Source organism: Shewanella sp. ISS20 (assembly GCF_056522965.1).
Genome location: NZ_JAWRZK010000001.1, coordinates 3543928 through 3561949, shown reverse-complemented (window position 1 = coordinate 3561949; position 18022 = coordinate 3543928). Strand labels below are relative to the sequence as shown.

At 44.8% G+C, this 18022-nt stretch carries 14 protein-coding genes and 2 pseudogenes; 7 read left to right on the top strand and 9 right to left on the bottom strand.

From position 1 onward, the window contains the following. The first annotated feature begins 6 nt into the window (after nt 1–6). Entirely contained in the window at nt 7–1392 is a 1386-nt protein-coding gene (locus AC1HDP_RS16215) for a cytochrome C biosynthesis protein (RefSeq protein WP_479639537.1), read from the top strand. 144 nt (nt 1393–1536) lie between these two features. Further along, nucleotides 1537–1722: a cytoplasmic protein gene (locus AC1HDP_RS16210; protein ID WP_479639536.1), complete on the top strand. Its 186-nt coding sequence runs from the start codon at nt 1537–1539 to the stop codon at nt 1720–1722. Nucleotides 1723–1795: 73 nt separating this feature from the next. On the opposite strand, the gene AC1HDP_RS16205 is transcribed toward AC1HDP_RS16210, so the two are convergent. Further along, the gene (locus AC1HDP_RS16205; RefSeq protein ID WP_479639535.1) at nt 1796–2677 is read right to left on the bottom strand and encodes a glucosaminidase domain-containing protein; all 882 of its coding nucleotides are present in this window, start codon (nt 2675–2677) and stop codon (nt 1796–1798) included. Between the two features lie 247 nt (nt 2678–2924). Here AC1HDP_RS16205 and AC1HDP_RS16200 point away from each other — a divergent pair, with 247 nt between their 5' ends. The 4 genes and pseudogenes from AC1HDP_RS16200 to AC1HDP_RS16185 form a co-directional block, all read left to right on the top strand. After that, nucleotides 2925–3554 carry an MliC family protein gene (locus tag AC1HDP_RS16200; RefSeq protein ID WP_479639534.1) on the top strand — a complete coding sequence of 210 codons (630 nt, stop codon included), beginning with the start codon at nt 2925–2927 and terminating at the stop codon, nt 3552–3554. A 108-nt stretch (nt 3555–3662) separates the two neighbouring features. Further along, nucleotides 3663–4046 carry a fluoride efflux transporter CrcB gene (gene crcB / locus AC1HDP_RS16195; protein ID WP_479639533.1) on the top strand — a complete coding sequence of 128 codons (384 nt, stop codon included), beginning with the start codon at nt 3663–3665 and terminating at the stop codon, nt 4044–4046. 9 nt (nt 4047–4055) lie between these two features. Beyond that, nucleotides 4056–4463 carry a CrcB family protein gene (locus tag AC1HDP_RS16190; protein WP_479639532.1) on the top strand — a complete coding sequence of 136 codons (408 nt, stop codon included), beginning with the start codon at nt 4056–4058 and terminating at the stop codon, nt 4461–4463. A 135-nt stretch (nt 4464–4598) separates the two neighbouring features. Next, nucleotides 4599–5282, top strand: a pseudogene (locus AC1HDP_RS16185) (urea transporter); the annotation flags it as partial. A 12-nt stretch (nt 5283–5294) separates the two neighbouring features. On the opposite strand, the pseudogene tnpC reads toward AC1HDP_RS16185, so the two are convergent. From tnpC to AC1HDP_RS16155, 6 genes and pseudogenes are all read right to left on the bottom strand, one after another. After that, nucleotides 5295–6937, bottom strand: a pseudogene (tnpC, locus tag AC1HDP_RS16180) (IS66 family transposase). A gap of 83 nt (nt 6938–7020) precedes the next feature. Next, nucleotides 7021–7368, bottom strand: coding sequence for an IS66 family insertion sequence element accessory protein TnpB (gene tnpB, locus AC1HDP_RS16175; RefSeq protein ID WP_479639531.1), 348 nt, complete (start codon nt 7366–7368; stop codon nt 7021–7023). After that, nucleotides 7362–7691: an IS66 family insertion sequence element accessory protein TnpA gene (gene tnpA, locus AC1HDP_RS16170; protein ID WP_479639530.1), complete on the bottom strand. Its 330-nt coding sequence runs from the start codon at nt 7689–7691 to the stop codon at nt 7362–7364. The genes tnpB and tnpA overlap by 7 nt, the downstream gene beginning before the upstream one ends. A gap of 394 nt (nt 7692–8085) precedes the next feature. Further along, a complete protein-coding gene (gene ahpF, locus AC1HDP_RS16165; protein WP_479639529.1) occupies nt 8086–9627 on the bottom strand; it encodes an alkyl hydroperoxide reductase subunit F in 1542 nt (513 codons plus the stop codon). 112 nt (nt 9628–9739) lie between these two features. Next, entirely contained in the window at nt 9740–10309 is a 570-nt protein-coding gene (gene ahpC, locus AC1HDP_RS16160; RefSeq protein WP_479639528.1) for an alkyl hydroperoxide reductase subunit C, read from the bottom strand. A 237-nt stretch (nt 10310–10546) separates the two neighbouring features. Continuing rightward, on the bottom strand, nt 10547–12061 hold the full coding sequence (locus tag AC1HDP_RS16155) for a leucyl aminopeptidase (protein WP_479639527.1): 1515 nt from the start codon (nt 12059–12061) through the stop codon (nt 10547–10549). A 938-nt stretch (nt 12062–12999) separates the two neighbouring features. Here AC1HDP_RS16155 and AC1HDP_RS16150 point away from each other — a divergent pair. Beyond that, nucleotides 13000–14391, top strand: a complete 1392-nt coding sequence (locus AC1HDP_RS16150; RefSeq protein WP_479639526.1) for an aminotransferase class V-fold PLP-dependent enzyme — start codon at nt 13000–13002, stop codon at nt 14389–14391. Between the two features lie 29 nt (nt 14392–14420). On the opposite strand, the gene AC1HDP_RS16145 is transcribed toward AC1HDP_RS16150, so the two are convergent. After that, a complete protein-coding gene (locus tag AC1HDP_RS16145; protein WP_479639525.1) occupies nt 14421–16736 on the bottom strand; it encodes a putative bifunctional diguanylate cyclase/phosphodiesterase in 2316 nt (771 codons plus the stop codon). After that, nucleotides 16726–17628: a transporter substrate-binding domain-containing protein gene (locus tag AC1HDP_RS16140; protein ID WP_479639524.1), complete on the bottom strand. Its 903-nt coding sequence runs from the start codon at nt 17626–17628 to the stop codon at nt 16726–16728. Before AC1HDP_RS16140 ends, AC1HDP_RS16145 begins: the two co-directional genes overlap by 11 nt. Nucleotides 17629–18022 lie beyond the last annotated feature (394 nt).

The following is an 18022-nucleotide window of genomic DNA, read 5'->3' as shown; positions in this document are numbered from 1 at the left end:
TTTATTATGCGGAACATTTATACCTTTTTGTTAGTTGCCATCATGGCTATCTTCAGCGGAACTAGCTCAGCTGACACCCTAGCGTGGCAACAGACGGATGCCAAAGGCCAAGTCACTATTCCCGTCTATTTTTTCTGGTCACAAACTTGCCCACATTGCGCTAAAGCCCATCCATTTGTAGATAAGTTAGCGGCTCATTACCCTTGGCTAGCGCTGCAATCGTATAAAGTGACCGACCCTGGCGCCTTGGCCTTATGGCAACAAGTGGCTGAAGCTACTGGACAAAAAACTACCTCGGTTCCCTTTTTTGCGTTCTGCGGCCAATCAAGCGTGGGTTACTCGAGCGATGAAGTCTCGGGCGCCTTTATTGAGCAGCAATTACGCCAATGTTATCAAGCGGCGGGCGGCACTATTAGCCAAGATAATATGCTATCGCCTGCGGTCATAGAGCAAACCTCAGGTACTAATGAAGCCCCGCTATTTGCCACTTGCAGCCAAAATAGCCTTGCCGGCGCAGGTAGCTGCGACGCCCCAGCTATTACCTCAGTGCAACCTGTGACTATTCCTTTTATTGGTACTATCGCTCCAGAGACCTTATCGCTGCCACTACTCACAGTGGCATTAGCGGGGGTCGATGCTTTTAACCCTTGCGCCTTCTTTGTGTTGTTGTTTTTACTCTCAATCATGGTTAACGCCAAAAGCCGCGCACGCATGTTGTTAGTCGGCGGGATTTTTGTGTTCTTCTCTGGCTTTATTTATTTTTTATTCATGATTGCTTGGCTCAATATTTTTGAGCTGCTTGGCGCCGGCGGTGATGGCGGCACCATAATTTTAATTGCAGGCTTATTGGCCTTGGTGGCTGGCGTTATCAATATCAAAGAATTCTTCGGTCAGAAAGGAAAAATTAGCTTATCTATGTCCGCCAATAACCGCACGGGCCTGATTAAACGCATGGGTAAATTATCCAGCGCTACCTCATTAGGCGCCATGATAGTCGGCACTACTGTGCTTGCCATTTTAGCCAATGCCTATGAGCTGTTATGTACTGCAGGCTTTCCTATGATTTATACCAGCGTGCTCAGCATGCATGACTTAAGTAGCCTTGAGCGCTACTTATACTTAGTGCTTTATAACTTAGTGTATGTGATACCACTGGCCGTCATTGTGATTGTATTTAGCTTAACCTTAGGCAAACGTAAGCTCAGCGAGAAAGAAGGCGAAGGTCTAAAGCTGATGTCTGGAATTATGATGCTAGGTTTAGGCAGCATGTTGGTGTTTGACCCGACGTCAATGCAAAATCCTGTGCTCGCTATTGGCCTCATTATTGGCGCAATATCCCTGACGTGTAGCATTATCTGGCTGCGAAAATGGCGAGCTAAGTTCACTCGTTAACTGTAATAACTAAGCTTGCTCGTTAAGGACCAATGATGCGTTTGAGGCTGGCGTGAATACGTGAGTAAATGCCACTAAACTTAATGGCAAAGCCGCCGATAAGCTAGATACCGCTTATCGGTAAGACAACCTAAGGAATAGACAATGGCAGATATTAGCAGCATAAGCCAAAACAACACTGTGGCTCACATCAGCAAAGTGGCGCAAATGGGTAAGGAGCAACAGCAAGCCGAAGGCAAGATCGTTATGGATTTGATTGCCGCGGCCGATGCGCCAGCGCCAAGCCCGCCATCCGCCAGTGTCGGCCAAAACATTAACACCCGCGCCTAACTAAGCCACCTTCTAAGTTCACAGTTAACAGCCCCACGGGGCTGTTAATCATTCACTTACCCTAGCACTACCTCTAGCGACTAAATTCAATCCACTGCCATTGATGACTCGATAATTTAGCCTTGTTATAACTATCTAAATGATGGTGTCTTATTAAAGCTTTAAGATCATTCGCATAGTGCCAGCCGCGAATCGAGTAATGCTGTAAACCATCCACCAATTGATACCCAGTCGCGCCGCCTCGCGCTGAATATTCAGCGCGTAATCGTCGCAGCTCGGCATAACTCACTTGGGTATTAATGTTATACATGTAAGCAGCAACGCCTTGATAAACAGTGTTATATGCCGCCAATTTGATGCGGCCATGATCGGTTGAAATATAATGCGGCCAGCCCCGAGGTAGATGCTCACCAAATATAGCGTCCCCTTGGCGTGCAAAACGGCTGCGCCCCCAGCCACTTTCATCTATGGCTTGCGCGAGCACCATACCAATAGGCAAGCTATTCACATGATTCAGTAGCTGTTTTATATCAACCTGCTGCAAGCCGTAATGCTGAGCTAATTTTTGCAGCCACGCCTGCTCATCGGGTGTGTAATCGCCAGCGCGCTGCTGTAAGTCAACTAATGCTTGGCGCACCAGTAACAGTTGATCATTGACTGCTATGACGCTTGGCAAAATTAACTGAATAAAACCTAAATCCGCCTTGGTTGTTGATAACCGGCGTGAATTTTCAGGTAAATTCTTGGTTAATATTGGCGGAACTAAATTGCTCGAAGCTAAGGGAAGTTGATAATTTAGCTGTGTAAAATACTCATTCATGGCGGCGCCACCTGCGAGCATTTGGGCATTAGTGACTGGCATTGCCAGCAATTCTGGTGGCAGTGGCAAGGCATCATCAGCATAAGCCCAGGCACTCATAAGCCAAACTAAAAATATTAATGTTCTATTTTTCATGAACTTACCCATCTTGTCGGCAAAATTATAATACTTAAGTTTACTGATAAAGCGCGCAATACTCCAACGAGGCGCCAAAGTCGGCCTTAAGCTTGGGCGCACGCTCAATAAACACGCGCACTTATTGAGCAAAGTCAAAGATAAAAATACCTTAATTTTTATCTTTTTAGGCTCTTAAAGGGCGATTGCATTATAACGGCCGTTTGCTAGTCTAAAGAACTATCCCTCCCCTTTAAGGAAGTGTGCAATGCTCAAATCCGTTTCATCTATCGCGCTTATCGCAACCAGCCTACTATGTAGTGTTAATGCTAATGCCGCCGCATTTGATTGCAGTAAAGCTCAAGGGGCTGTTGAAGATTATATTTGCCAACATCCTGAATTACGGCAATTAGATAGCAAGCTCAATGACAGTTTTAGCCACTTACTCAGTCAACTTAAAGGCGCCGAGCAATCAACCGCCGAAGCGATTCAGCGCGGTTGGGTTAAAGGCCGCAACGACTGCTGGAAAAGCGATAACTTAGGTCAGTGCATTAACGATAGCTACCAAAGCCGCATCACTGAATTGCAAATTGCCGGCGGCAAAGTCGTGGTACCGGCGCCGGTATTTTACCAATGCAATCAAGCCCAACTGGAAGTGTACTTTTACAATGACACTGAAGTGCCAGCCGCCGTTATCAATCTATTACCTAAAGGCCAAAGTGATGAGCAGCTAATAGCAATGCTAACTCGCGCTGCCTCTGGCGCTAAATATGAGGCTCAAAATTTAACCCTTTGGACCAAAGGCGATGAAGCCACTTTGATTCAATACGGTAAAAGTGATGAGCAGTGCCGCGCCCTTGATGCTAAAGCCTTAGTCGATACTAAAATCCCAAATTGAGTGTAAGCCGCTAAAACACATTCGCGCGCACAAGTAATTTTACTCATGCCGATTAATTAACGGTAATAAGCAAAACAAAGGCAAGCCTAATCGATGTTGGAGCACACTATGACTGCGTTAGATGTGATGTGGGTAGGGATAGGTGGCGGCATAGGGACTGTAATACGTTGGCTAGTCGGTAAGTGGGTTGCGGCGCGCTTTTCTTCTAGTTTCCCCATAGCGACTTTTGGCCTCAATATCACCGGCGCCTTTGTGATTGCTTTCTTGTCGGTACTTATGAGTATCCACTGGCAATCGCGATTCGGCGAGCCGCTTAATGCCTTGATCATCACAGGTATTTTAGGCGGTTATACCACGTTTAGCTCAATGCAAATGGACGCCCTTAAATACGTTGAAGCAGGTCACATGGCTAAAGCGTTAGGGTATCTGTTGCTATCGACAGTGGCTGGGGTAATAGCGGCATTTTTAGGCATTGCGCTTGCGAGTATTTAGGGAGGCACTATGTACAGCACTATGATTTTGGTTTTTCTTGGCGGCGCTTTTGGCGCTATGGTGCGAGAATTTATTATGCTGCTGATCCCAAGTATGCATAACGGTTTTCCGCTAGATATTCTGGTGGCAAACGTGATTGCCGCTTTTCTGCTAGGGCTTGCCACCGCCCACCATCGCTTAAAAAACTTATCCGATGATGTCATCTTACTGTTTGGCACAGGCGCGCTTGGCGGTATGTCGACCTTTTCAAGCTTTGCCTATGGCGTGGCGCACGAAAGCATGCAACCTGGCGGCATGTTAGTGTCACTCTGTTATGTCATTATTAGCTTAGTGCTTGGATTTATTGCCGTATGGCTGGGGCTAACTATGGCTAACCGCCTTAGTAACTCAAAACAACCGCCCAATTCACCGCAGTAAAAGCTAAATCACAACAGAAATACCAAAACCCAGTTCCAAAACAATAAGCGCCACAATCAATAAGTACCGCAAACACATAGCCAAACCTGAGCCGCAGCCAATATGTCTCGTCATTTTTAAACCACTACGCTTGTTAGCGTGAGCCAGATTTTCTTTATTAAGCAACCTGTGACTGGGTTGCTATTTTTATTGGCGATTAGCTATAACGCTTGGCTCAACCATCATTGGCTGCTTTTATTTGGCGCGCTTATCGCAACCTTAGTCGCTAACAGTTATGCCAATTTTCGCCGCTTTGATGGCGATATGGTTATTTCAGGCCTGTATGGCTTTAATGGCGCGCTCATAGGTTTAGTCTTAACGACTTTTCTGCAACCTAGCCCGACTCTCTGGGGCTATCTTATCCTTAGCGCTATCGTTAGCACTGAACTTACCGCCCTCTTTACACGCAGTCAGCGGCCATTGGCTATTGCCGCATCCACGGGACCCTTTGTACTAACTACTTGGTTAGCTTTGCTATTAGCTGATGGCTTGCACTTAATGCCCGCTATCACGCCAGCCGTAACTGGCGATTCAGTCGCAGATACCATCACTCAGATAAACATGTCGCAATTAATGGCAGCATGTATATCCACCCTCTTTAATAATATTGCGCAGGTGATGCTACTTAATAATCCCATAAGTGGCGCCATGATTTGGCTCGCAATACTGCTGGCTGATAAACGCGCCGCCCTAGCAGCAATACTGGGCTCAAGCGCCGCTTTACTTCTTGCCTTTAACGTCACCGGCATAACGCCAGCCATGACATCAGGCTTATTGTAAACGTCCGGTGATCTACACCTTGCCTAGATCAACCTGCCAAGGTAAGAGGCTATTGAGGTCGCAGTGAGGGTGAGATAATTGCTCTAAACAGTGTTCAATGTAATCGAATGGCGTTAGCCCATTTGCCTTGGCCGTTTCTATGATGCTGTATAAAATAGCACTCGCCTCAGCACCACGATGGTTGTGGTTAAACAGCCAGTTCTTACGCCCTATCACAAACGGTTTTACTGCGCGTTCGGCACGGTTGTTGTCGATATTCAGTCGGCCGTCTTCTGTATAAAGACTCAGCTTTGACCATTGATTGAGGCTGTAATGGATGGCTTGGCCTAGAGGGCTTTGCTTTGACACTTGCTGCGCTGATTTATCCAGCCATTGCTTAAATAACGCCAGTTGGGCAGCTGAGTGCGTGCGCCTAAAATACAGCCGTTCCTGTAAACTCAGTGATTGTATTTGCGTTTCAATCCGGTACAGCTTGGCTATCATGCTCAGTGCCATATCTGCTTTACTGACTTTGCCTGTTTTGTTTTTTCCTTGTGCCACTATCGCTTCTTTGAACTTACGCCGCGCGTGTGCCCACGACTGCATGGATGCAGGAGGTAGAGCGACTCAGGAGACTAAGCCCAACAGCCCACAAGTTTATGACTTACCTGCTGGTAAGCTGCGTAACCATCGACCTGTAAATAACCATTAAACACCGTTTGCTCGGTGGCAAGAAAATGACTCACGTACGAGCTCGCACGGCTACCGTCTTGATAGTCGTACAGTACAATGCTGCGTAAACCTTGATATCTAGGCTCAGTGCTTGGTCCATCCGCACCAGCGCAATACACCCACATATAGGATTTTACCCGCTCATCGTTAATCACGTTGAGCGTGGTTTCGTCCACATGGATGACTTCTTGTGTTAACAAATGCTGGTGCAGTAAATCATATAAGGGTTTAAACAGCGCGGCCGATTTCATCATCCAATCTGCCATGGTTTGCCGACTTAAGGCGATACCATGTTGCTTGAACAAGGTTTCTTGCCGGTACAGTGGTAACGCATATTGGTATTTGCTAGTAATAAGTTGGCTTAATAGACTTGCCGTGGCAAAGCTTTTAGGAATAGGGCTGGCTGGCACCGGCGCTTGTTTGATATTGGCCTGAGTGCCTTGCGTTTCGCAATGCTTGCAGCTGTATTTTAATCTAACGTGTTCAATCACACTGATTTGTGCCGGAATAAACTGAAGCTTCTCGCTGCTATCTTGGCCCATTAACGCCAGCTGATGTCCACAGCAATCACACTGCTTATCTTCATCACTGATGTCATGGATAATAATTTCTCGCGGCAGGTCTTTAGGCAATAATTTACGCTTGGCCCGTTGTTTAGACGGTACTGACACATCAGCATCTGCCGTTAATTCAGCGGGCTCATCAACCGTGACTTCAACTTCGTTAAACAACTCACCTTGATAATCATGGCTTTCACTGCTGGCACCAAAACGCTTTTGCTGGGCTAACCTAAATTGCTCAAGTAACCGTTGCACCGATTGTTTGAGCGCCGCGATTTCCGCCTCTTTTAACGCGAGAGCCTTATCGTTAGCCGCCAACGTCTCAAGCAATAATTGCTTAAGTAAATCAACGTCGTTGGGTAGGTTTTCAGGGCTTAATTTCATGGTGTGATTGTACCAAAACGCTCCTTAGATAAGGGTGGAACAGTGATCTAATTATGGGAAACAGCATACGTAATGGCGATCAATTAACTGTAACTCAAGCCCTTAATATGCTGATGGCCTAATACGTCAAATCCTGAAAGTAGCCAATGAAACTGCTGCTCAGATAAGCGCATACACTCATCTTCGCTTTGAGTTGGCCACTTGAATTTAGCCTGCTCTAGGCGCTTGTACCACAGTGCAAAACCGGTGTTATCACAATACAAAATCTTGAGTTTGTCACGGGCTTTATTACAAAACACAAACACACTGCCATCGGTGGCTGATAGCGACAATTGTTGCTCAACGATAACGGCTAAGCCATTTATTGATTGACGAAAATCCACTGGCGCTCGATGCAGGTACACGCGAGGAAGCTCACGAAACATCAACATGCTTGCAGGCCTTTGATGATATCAAGCAAATAAGTTGCGGGTAATGAACAGGGAAAAGTCCATAAACCTGTTTGATGTTGTAAGCAGATACTTTGTTGAGGAGGGCCAGGTTGAGCTTGGGTCGTCATCGCTGTCGGCGAGGTCACGGTGGCCTGAACAAACGGCGTAACCTTTGGACTGCTTGTTTTAGTCATATCGGCTTTACGGGCGTAAAATCCGCTAAGACTAAGCTTATACTGACGGCAAAAAGCGGTAATCGTTAAGCCGCTAGCGGGTTGCTGTTGTATCAAAACAGCCCAGTCTTCATGGGAACGTTTAGCCATATTAACTCCTGATATAATAGTCAGTCGTTAAGATAGAGGTTCAACGATATAAGCTGAAGATGTACTTGCCCGGACGCTTACGGCTTATTAGGATTTAGCTGCGTATTAACCGCTATGGCCATAGGACAAGTGTTTTAGATACCAAGTTGGCGGCAATCCCTATGGGCATTAGTAGCCTTGCTAATGACCTTTGGCTTAGTGATGACTGCTGAGCTTTGGTTTAAATCGAACTTGCCTTTGTTAACCGCGCCTTATGTAATCACCTTATACCTCTTTGGTTTAATCCATTTTTTATGGCAAAAATTCAGGCGCTTTAGCCCAAAAATCTAAGCGCCAAAAACAAACAAGGCCCTAAATGGGCCTTGTGGTTTTATTGAGTTAAGCGAATCGCTGATTAACTATTACGAATAAGATAATCAAAGGCGCCTAAAGATGCTGTTGCGCCGCTCCCCATGGCAATAATAATCTGCTTATAAGCAGAATTAGTCACATCGCCTGCCGCAAATACACCTGGCAGAGAAGTTTGGCCATGATTATCAACGATAATTTCGCCGCGAGCAGTCATCTCAATGGTGCCTCTTAACCATTCACTGTTAGGCACTAAACCAATCTGCACGAAGATACCGGCTAAGGCCACATGATGGCTTTCATTGGTGGCGCGATCGGTATAGTTTAAGCCGGTAACGCGCTGACCATCACCAACTACATCGGTAGTCATGGCTTGAGTAATAATGGTGATATTACCCATAGAGGCGGCTTTACGTTGCAACACGTCATCGGCGCGCAGCTTGCTATCAAATTCCAGCACAGTCACATGCTCAACTATGTTGGCTAAATCAATGGCGGCTTCAATACCTGAGTTACCACCACCAATTACCGCAACGCGCTTACCCTTAAATAATGGGCCATCGCAATGTGGGCAGTAAGCCACACCTTTACCGCGGTATTCTTTCTCACCAGGCACATTCATTTCGCGCCAGCGGGCGCCGGTAGCCAGTAATACGGTTTTAGTTTTCAGTACTGCGCCGTTCGCCAGTTCAACCTGATATAAACCGTCTTGCTTCAAAGACACGGCCTTTTGGTTGTCCATGATATCAACGTCATATTCGCGAACATGAGCTTCAAGATTGGCGACTAACTTAGGGCCTTCGGTTGCTTTCACTGAAATAAAGTTTTCAATGCCCACAGTTTCTGATACTTGGCCACCGAACTTATCGGCTAACACGCCAGTACGCAGACCTTTACGTGCGGCATAGATAGCCGCTGATGCGCCAGCTGGGCCGCCGCCAATCACTAACACTTCATAAGGCGCTTTTTCTGACAAGGCTTCGGCTTGACGAGCCTCGGCGCCGCTATCTAAACGGTTGAGTATTTCTGCCAAGCTAATGCGGCCTTGAGCAAAAATTTCGCCATTTAAATACACAGAAGGCACGGCCATGATGTTGCGATCGGTCACTTCCTCTTGGAACAAGGCACCATCAATCATCACGTTGGTAATGTTAGGGTTAATCGCCGCCATCATGTTGATAGCTTGCACTACATCAGGGCAGTTTTGGCAGCTTAAAGACACGTAGGTCTCAAACTTGAATTGGCCTTGCAGACTCGCGATTTGCGCTATCTGCTCAGCAGTAATTTTGATTGGGTGACCACCCGTGTGCAGCAGTGCTAACACTAACGAGGTGAATTCATGTCCCATAGGTAAACCAGCAAAGCTAATATTGCTGCCAGTGTCTGGGCTGATAACTTGCATTGACGGCGTGCGCTGACTGGTAACACGTTTAACTGTCACCAAGGCAGATAAGGAGGCAATATCGTCTGCTAAGCTAATGATTTCTAGGCTCTTTGGAGCATCGTCAGCCGATACGAGCAGCTCAACAGGCCGCTTGAGATTCTGTAAATAAGTTTGCAGTTGTTGTTTTAAGTTCGCATCTAACATGATGACTCCTAATATTCGAAAATGTCTAATACACAACAGAAAAAAAAAGCCCGGATAGTTAGGGGAGATCCGGGCCTTAGGAGAATAATGAATCTAGTTAACTAGTGGAAAATTAAATTTTACCAACTAAGTCTAACGATGGAGCTAAAGTCGCTTCACCTGGCTGCCATTTAGCAGGACATACTTCACCATCGTGAGCTGCTACATACTGAGCCGCTTGAACTTTACGTACTAATTCAGAAGCGCTGCGACCAATACCTAAGTCATGGATTTCAGCTACTTTAACTTGGCCTTCTGGGTTGATTACGAAGGTACCACGCAGTGCCAAACCTTCTTCTTCAATCATCACGCCGAAGTTACGAGTGATAGCGCCAGTTGGGTCACCAATCATAGGGAACTGAATTTTCTTGATGGTGTCAGAAGTGTCGTGCCACGCTTTGTGAGTAAAGTGAGTGTCAGTTGACACTGAATACACTTCAACGCCCATGGTTTGTAACTTCTCGTAATGATCAGCCATGTCGCCTAATTCAGTTGGGCAAACAAAGGTAAAATCGGCTGGGTAGAAGAATACTACAGACCACTTGCCTAACAGGTTCTGCTCAGACACTGGTACAAATTCACCATGGTGGAAAGCAGTGGCTTTGAAAGGCTTGATTAGGCTGTTGATGATTGACTGAGTCATGTAAATCTCCATTTAATTTACTAAGTAATTTATTGTTCAGGACCTAGTGCCCTGTCGTTGATGAGCATAATAGCCAATCGACAGAACCAATTAAAGCGAATAAAAACTATAGCCGCAATCGGTTGTGGCGATTACTCGTGACAATTGAGTAACTTAAGGCAAGTGAGGTGTGCTCACCGCTTAAGCAACCCATTTGCCAGCAGATAGCTATCAGGCCTAAATCTTCTGGCTTGGCCATTATTGCGCTTGCGTTAACCAATAGCTAAGTAAGCGAACACCATAACCTGTTGCGCCAACAGGGGCAACCGCTAACGGCTTGGAAGTTAATGCATTTCCGGCAATATCAAGATGCACCCAATCTTGGCCATCGTTGACAAAAGCCTTTAAAAACATCGCCGCGGATGACGCGCCAGCGCTGCCTTCTGCGCCAGTATTTTTAAGGTCGGCAATCTGTGATTCAAGCTCAGCGCCAAAGCTACTATCAAGTGGTAAACGCCATAAACGCTCACCCACTTGTGAGCCTGCAAAAGTCAGTTCATTCACATACTGGTTTGAATCACTAAAGATGCCCGCAAATTCTCGCCCTAAGGCTCCGACTTTAGCCCCTGTTAAGGTGGCAATATCAACTATCACCCGCGGTTGATATCTCTCTTGCGCGTACCAAATCGCATCGGCTAACACTAATCGACCTTCTGCGTCGGTATTCATCACTTCTACCGTTTTACCTGCGGCAGTGGTAACCACATCACCAGGGCGCAACGCATCCCCTGAAATCATATTTTCTGCCATGGGCATAATGGCCACGACATTCACTGGCGCTTTTTGGAGTGCCATGGCTTTAACTGTGCCAAGAATCGTGGCAGCGCCCGCCATGTCAGACTTCATGTGCGAAATCGAAGTCCCCGTGGCTTTAATATTGTATCCACCAGAATCAAAAGTAATGCCTTTGCCCACCAAAGCAATTGGCGCATCGTTACTGCCTTGCCAATGCGCCACCACTAAGCGCGGCCCGCGATCACTGCCCTTACCAACACTCAATAACGCGCCCATGTTTGACTTCATTAATGAGCTTTCATCGAGTACTGTGACTTTTACCCCAAGCTTCTTAAGCTCTTGCGCCGCTGCGGCAAAGCTTTCAGGGTACAGATCGCCTGCAGTCGTATTAGTTAGATCGCGCGCTAAAAACACACCGGCCTCAACGGCTTGCAACTGACTATGCATATCTCTCGCCTTGGTATCATCACTGACAAAGTGATAATGCTTAACCGCTGCAGTTGAAGGCTTGTAGCGCTCAAAGCGATAGCTCGCCAATTCAATGCCATGGGCAAGATTGGCCGCGAACTGCGCTTCATTGGGGATGTCATCCACCAGGAGTTGCACTTGCTGCTTAGGCAGCTTAGCCAATTGTTGCTGCAACTTTCCGCCGAGCGCCTGTATGTCACCAATATTCAGCTCATCACCACCAAGACCCAGCACCACAATTCTATCGGCTTCAACGCCAACCGGCGCTAACACTTCAACGATTTGGCCTTTGGCGCCCTTAAACTCGGCGGCCGCCATAGCTTTAATCAGTTGTTCTTGAGTCGACTGTGGCAACTGTGTAAATGAATACACAGGGCTAGATGCCGTTTGAAACAAAACTAAGCTTTGCGCTTCCTCCTTTTTGCCAAAGCTAAAGGTTTCCGCCAATAGGTTTGGACTTATGAGTAGGCTGAGACTCAGGGCCAGCAAAGATTTTTTATAATTATTCATTATTCGCATCGCAACTTGTTGATTGAGGTCAAGATACTAACAAATTACACCCAAATAATTAATAGAATTGGCGTGATAGCAACAATCAGTTACCTTTTAATGCTGCAGCTTTCAATGGCGCGCTCTAAATCCATAGCTTTTAATACCGTACCTGTTAATACAGCACCTTGGCATTAGTTATGTCGCCATTAGCCACTCCCTTGCCTGTTGTTTAAGGCTTGGCTAGCCTAGCGATAACTGACACTGACCATTCATCACTTTGCACATGACCCTGGTTCACTCAGGCGGCTAAACATGTCGTAGCAGCCATGCTAATGAATCTAACACTGTATCTGTTTGCGGTTATTATCTGCAATCTGGCTTAGGTGCTTAGGGCTAAGCCTGCACCAATGGATAGATGAATAAATATTGGCACCTAGATTAACGCCAATGTCGAAATTAATATCGGAACCAATATCAGAATCAATATCAGAACCAATATAAAACTGGCATAGGTACTAATATAAGAGTTTAGATAGACACTGGTTTTGGAGCAGGTATTAAAATCATTTCTCGTAATTGAATATTTATCATTCAATTAGCAAGTGTTAGCGCATATTATATAAGCTAACAACAATATATGTCCGGACAACATATTTATGTTTACTCAAATATCGCCACCATGGTTTCTACGCTTGGATACTCACGATTAAACTCTCGACTTGGTATCATCGCATACTATTTACGCAGTCAATATTTTGGCGAGCGTCAAAGTTTTAAATACATTGCAGCTAACTAATTAACCAAACATGGTTTGGGATCACATTTTTACGTTTAATTTCCCAACATCCCGCTTATTTCACTATTATCTTTAACAACCAGTATTAACAAAAGGTTATCTTACTGCCGACGGTTTATACCTATGTCATTTTTTTACTAACAATAATATCGAGAATGAAATGGATCAAAGTTTAATGGAACAAGAACACACAAATATTGAACGACGTCGATTTTTAAAAACTACCAGTGGATTAACATTAGCAGGTGTCGGCGCTTTGGCATTTCCTCAGGCCGCCTTGGCCAGTGACAATGAGCGCCAACCGACTAGTTTCCATGGCCAACAAGCTAACGAAAAGTTTTGGAAGAAAGTACGCAAAGAGTTCGTGCTAAATAAACGCACCACTTACATGAACGTAGGTACCTCAGGTTCAATGCCAGAGCAAGTACTTGAGAACTTTGAAGACTATAACGAAGCTATTTCAGAAAACCCATGGCAGAGCAATATTCCCACTATCGATTTAGCCAAGCAAGTGGCGCATAGTTTTGGCGCCGACCAACACGAATTAGTGTTAAGCCGCAACACCACTGACGGCATGTGCTCAATTCTTAATGGTCTGCAATTTGAAGCGGGCGACATTATTTTAACCACACACCATGAACATGGCGGCGCCTTATCACCACTGAGGCAAGTGCGTGAGCGTTATGATGTTGAAGTGATTGAACTGTCTATCCCAGTGCATACTCGTGACCACGAAATTAGCGCCGATGATTTTGTGAATATTTTTGCTGATGCTGTGGCGCTGTATGGTAGCCGCGTACGTTTAATCACTTTCTCTCACGTGACCTATACCACAGGTACCCGTTTACCCGCTAAGCGTATCTGTCAAGAAGTCGCCATTCCAAACCGTATTCCAACCTTGATTGATGGCGCCCATACGCCAGGCATGCTCAACTTAGATTTCCACGATATTGATTGTGACTTCTATTCAGGTGCAGGCCATAAGTGGCAGTGCGGACCAGGCGCAACCGGTATTTTATATATACGCGATAATGCCGAGCGTTTAAAAGAATTCTGGAGCGATAGAGCAACACCGCTATGGTGTATTAACTCATCATCGTCATCTAGCCTACTGCAAGCCCGCTTCCAATCCGTTGGCCAAGATAATTACCCAGCCAAGCGCGCGTTAGTCGATGCTTGCCACATGTGGGATGATATCGGTCGCGATAAGATTGAAAAGCGCGTACTGGACTTAAGCGAGTTGTGTAAAGATGAGTTGCTGCGTCACTTCCCACACGCTCATTACTTTGCCCCTAATGAACGTGAACTGGCCAGTGGTTTAAGCACCTTTAACCCATTTGACGATCAGTTTGATGGCGATTTAGTGTTGCAATTCCGCGATCGTTTACACAAAGAATACGGTTACATTGTTCGTACCATTTCATTCTTGTTACATGCAGATGATACGCACAAGACTCACGCCATTCGAGTGTCGACCCATTTATTCCACAATCCAGATGATGTCACTGGGTTAGCGAAAGCCCTGCAGCGCTTATATCGCACTATGGCATAATCCCTTGCCATAGCTTAACTACCGAGCCATTACGCCTGTTGGCGCAATAGCTCGGTAAATTCATTTGCCGCTAGCGGCCGACTAAACAAATATCCTTGACCAAACTCACAACCCTGTTGCTGCAGAAAATCTGCTTGATGCTCAGCTTCAATCCCCTCAGCGACCACCTTCATGCCTAAGGCTTTGGCCATCGCTAAAATGGCTGTCACTAGCGCTCTATCAGAATCACTGGTGCTCATGCGGTCAATAAAGGCGCGATCAATTTTTAACTTAGCAAAGGCAAATTTTTGCAAGTAACTTAACGATGAATAGCCAGTACCAAAATCATCAATGGACAATTCAATCCCTTGCTTGCGGAAATAAGAGAACATCGCGGCTAAACGCGGATCTTGCTCCATCAACAAGCTTTCAGTAACTTCGATTTCCAATCGATGCGCCGGTAAGCCCGCACTCGCTAGCCCTTGAATAATTTTGGCCTGTAATTGCTCGCAATAGCGAAATTGCACACTTGAGATATTCACCGCAATTTTTAATGGCCCAAATTGCTGCCAAGCGGCCATTTGATGACACGCCTTATCGAGTACAAATTCGCCGAGGCGATGGATTAAGCCATTTTTTTCAGCCAATGGGATAAATTCATCTGGTGAAATAACGCCTAAGACACTGTCTGTCCAACGCAATAAGGCTTCAGCACCTATGATTTTACCCGTGGTTAAATCAATGATTGGCTGATAATAGACCTCAAATTGATTGTAATTAAGCGCTTGATGCAAACGCACATTTAAAGCTAACTTCCGCAGCACATCACTGTTCATACTGTCATCAAAAAAGCTAAAGCCGTTGCGACCCGCTTCCTTGACCCGGTACAAGGCGGTATCAGCTTTCTTAAGCAAATCAGCTACATCGTCGCCATCTTGCGGATACACTGACATGCCAATACTGGTAGTAATAAAAAACTCTTGTTCATCAATCACGAAAGGCTTTTCAAATAACGACAAAATTGAAATTGCCATGATTTTAGCCATTTCTTGACTACGCAGCTCAGGTATCACTACCACAAACTCATCACCACCAAAGCGTGACACAGTATCACTCTCTCGCACGACTTTGAGTAAGCGCTCACTGGTTTGTTGCAATAAAATGTCGCCAGCATGATGGCCAACGGTATCGTTAATCTGCTTAAAATTATCTAAATCTAAAAAGACCACTAATACCTGATTATTATTACGCTGAGCACGAATAATGGCATTATTAAGTTGCTGAATACTGTAGGTTCGATTCACTAGCCCAGTTAACTCATCATGAGTTGCTTGGTATTCCAGCCTCTTTTCAGATTCGATTCTTTTGGTGATTTCATTACTTAATAAGGCATTTTTTTCAGCTAACTTTATTTGCTGATCGGCTGATAATTCAACTTCAGTTTGCAATACTATGTTGGCATTATTAATTCGCATCAACATGCTCAAACCATAGAGCACAGGCAATGCTAATAGCGAAATAGCGACAATAAACCAAGCCGAGGTGAATATCTCTTGCTCATTTAATGGCGCAAACCAGCTAATCAATTTTAATGGCGTGCCACTGACTACTTCTTCAAAATAAATATGTTTATCTAATTCTTTAGCATGTGAATCCGTTTCCCAATAGTCACCATGATGATCATGTTTAAGAGAATCCCACACCAATAATTGAGCTGTCGGGGTCACTAACTTTAAGCGACTCCCAAAACCTTGGTGCTCTTGCATAGTTAACTGACGGATAAGCACGTCATTATTAACTTCAGCAACCAATAGCCCGACGGCCTTATATTGATAATAAATGGTATGAACATGTTTGATTTCAGGGATGCCGTCGTGCGAGGACACCAGAATTTGAAACGGCTTACTCGCGAGCTGTTTTAGCGACAAAGGTTCAAACTCAAACGGAATATTATCAAGCGTATCTACAATGACTGTGCCAGCAATGCCAATAACTGTGATGCGATCATAAATAGGCAGTGTTTCTATTTTTCGGCTACTAATGAACTGCTCTAAGCCTTTATTCAACTCAAATAAACTTGAACCCAAGCCATACTGCAGCGACATACCGGCAGCGCGATTAGAAAAATAAGTGTTAATAACACTATCATCAGCAAAATTAGCCAGGTTGGTTGCATTAGCATCAAAAAACAAACTTAAATTATTCGCATAGCTATTAATTTTAAGCTGCATCATGCTGCTTTGCGATGTTTGTAATTTACTTTGACCTAAATTGGCAACGGCGAGGATCAACATTAAGTACGCTGTTAATAACATGCCTGCGCCAATAATAGCCGTGCGACTATTCAACCATTTTTTAATGTTCATTATTTGATTTTTCTATGACTGATTCGAAGTAGTTTTCGTAATAATTAAATACACTTGGGTAATACTTTTCAACCAAGGCTAAATAAGTGCCATCTCGACGGATTTGTTGTAAGTAATCATTAAATGCTTGCCTTAAGTATGGAGAATCTTTTCTAAATCCCACGCCCATGCGCTGTTCTTCAGAAATGGGGCCTATGACTTTAATTTGGTTAGGCCATTTTTGTAGTGCAATTAAAGAGTCGGCCAAATCTAATAGGGTCGCTTCTGCTTCACCATTGAGCATGGCGGGCACCATTTCATTTAACTGCAATTCTTGAGTCGGCCAAATGATGTTAACTTTGCTTTCATGCAGATTATAAAGATCAGGGTCTAAGCACGATTGCTTCATTGCCAATACATTTTTATCGTAGAGCAAGCCCTTGACCTTCACTATGTCACTTTTGAGTAAGCCTGTGGGTGTGATAGGCGTTAAGTCAGAATAGGTTTTGGCCACCAGCCATACGGTTGATGGAAAATAATCATCAGAGAAATCAACCAGTTGCTGGCGCCAATCGAGTATGGTCACACCATGAGCCATAACATCACCTTCAATTTCCTGTCTGTGGCCAAGCTTGACCTGATGATTGATGAATTTTCCATGTTGGCCGGTGAGCTTGCCAAACACATTGCCCCAATTCGCGGCAATAAATTGATAATCAACGCCAATATACTTAGCAAACCCCTGCATCAACTCGATATCTAAACCACTGTAGCTAACTTGATCGTCTTCACTGAAACGAAAAACAAAATTAGCGTAAGGAATGCCTAAATGACGCAGCATACCTGCCTTTTTGACTTCTTCCAGATCGCGAGCACTGACGCTGTGTGACACACAAACAAGAATAACCGTCATAAGACATTGCTTAATACAATGTTTGACATTAAAGAGTTTCATAATGAGTTCTTATTATTTGGCTAGTATGTAGAATATTGCGCGGACAATTATACCTAGAGCCATAAAAATCACATATTACGTAAGTCACATTTCTAGTAATTATTCAAAGACAATCACACTCAGGCAGCATTAGCTTTTTTATTAACCATTAATTGCAGATTAAACCCCTTGCCCGGCAAGACAACACGTTAATTATTATTAGCTGCCCCAACAATGCCTGTAAGCATTAGGCTATAGCTTTAGTTAGATAGCATTTTATTCATTAATGCTTGAAAGCATTGATTAAAACCAAAATAACTAGAACCACCTCCTATCCATATATTAAAACAACCTTAATACATTGCGTTTTTCA

Excerpts from the sequence above, each read along its gene's own strand:
- AC1HDP_RS16215 (WP_479639537.1), top strand. The coding sequence starts at position 7 with ATGCGGAACATTTATACCTTTTTGTTAGTTGCCATCATGGCTATCTTC.
- AC1HDP_RS16210 (WP_479639536.1), top strand. The coding sequence starts at position 1,537 with ATGGCAGATATTAGCAGCATAAGCCAAAACAACACTGTGGCTCACATC.
- AC1HDP_RS16205 (WP_479639535.1), bottom strand. The coding sequence starts at position 2,677 with ATGAAAAATAGAACATTAATATTTTTAGTTTGGCTTATGAGTGCCTGG.
- AC1HDP_RS16200 (WP_479639534.1), top strand. The coding sequence starts at position 2,925 with ATGCTCAAATCCGTTTCATCTATCGCGCTTATCGCAACCAGCCTACTA.
- crcB (WP_479639533.1), top strand. The coding sequence starts at position 3,663 with ATGACTGCGTTAGATGTGATGTGGGTAGGGATAGGTGGCGGCATAGGG.
- AC1HDP_RS16190 (WP_479639532.1), top strand. The coding sequence starts at position 4,056 with ATGTACAGCACTATGATTTTGGTTTTTCTTGGCGGCGCTTTTGGCGCT.
- tnpB (WP_479639531.1), bottom strand. The coding sequence starts at position 7,368 with ATGTTGATGTTTCGTGAGCTTCCTCGCGTGTACCTGCATCGAGCGCCA.
- tnpA (WP_479639530.1), bottom strand. The coding sequence starts at position 7,691 with ATGGCTAAACGTTCCCATGAAGACTGGGCTGTTTTGATACAACAGCAA.
- ahpF (WP_479639529.1), bottom strand. The coding sequence starts at position 9,627 with ATGTTAGATGCGAACTTAAAACAACAACTGCAAACTTATTTACAGAAT.
- ahpC (WP_479639528.1), bottom strand. The coding sequence starts at position 10,309 with ATGACTCAGTCAATCATCAACAGCCTAATCAAGCCTTTCAAAGCCACT.
- AC1HDP_RS16155 (WP_479639527.1), bottom strand. The coding sequence starts at position 12,061 with ATGAATAATTATAAAAAATCTTTGCTGGCCCTGAGTCTCAGCCTACTC.
- AC1HDP_RS16150 (WP_479639526.1), top strand. The coding sequence starts at position 13,000 with ATGGATCAAAGTTTAATGGAACAAGAACACACAAATATTGAACGACGT.
- AC1HDP_RS16145 (WP_479639525.1), bottom strand. The coding sequence starts at position 16,736 with ATGAACATTAAAAAATGGTTGAATAGTCGCACGGCTATTATTGGCGCA.
- AC1HDP_RS16140 (WP_479639524.1), bottom strand. The coding sequence starts at position 17,628 with ATGACGGTTATTCTTGTTTGTGTGTCACACAGCGTCAGTGCTCGCGAT.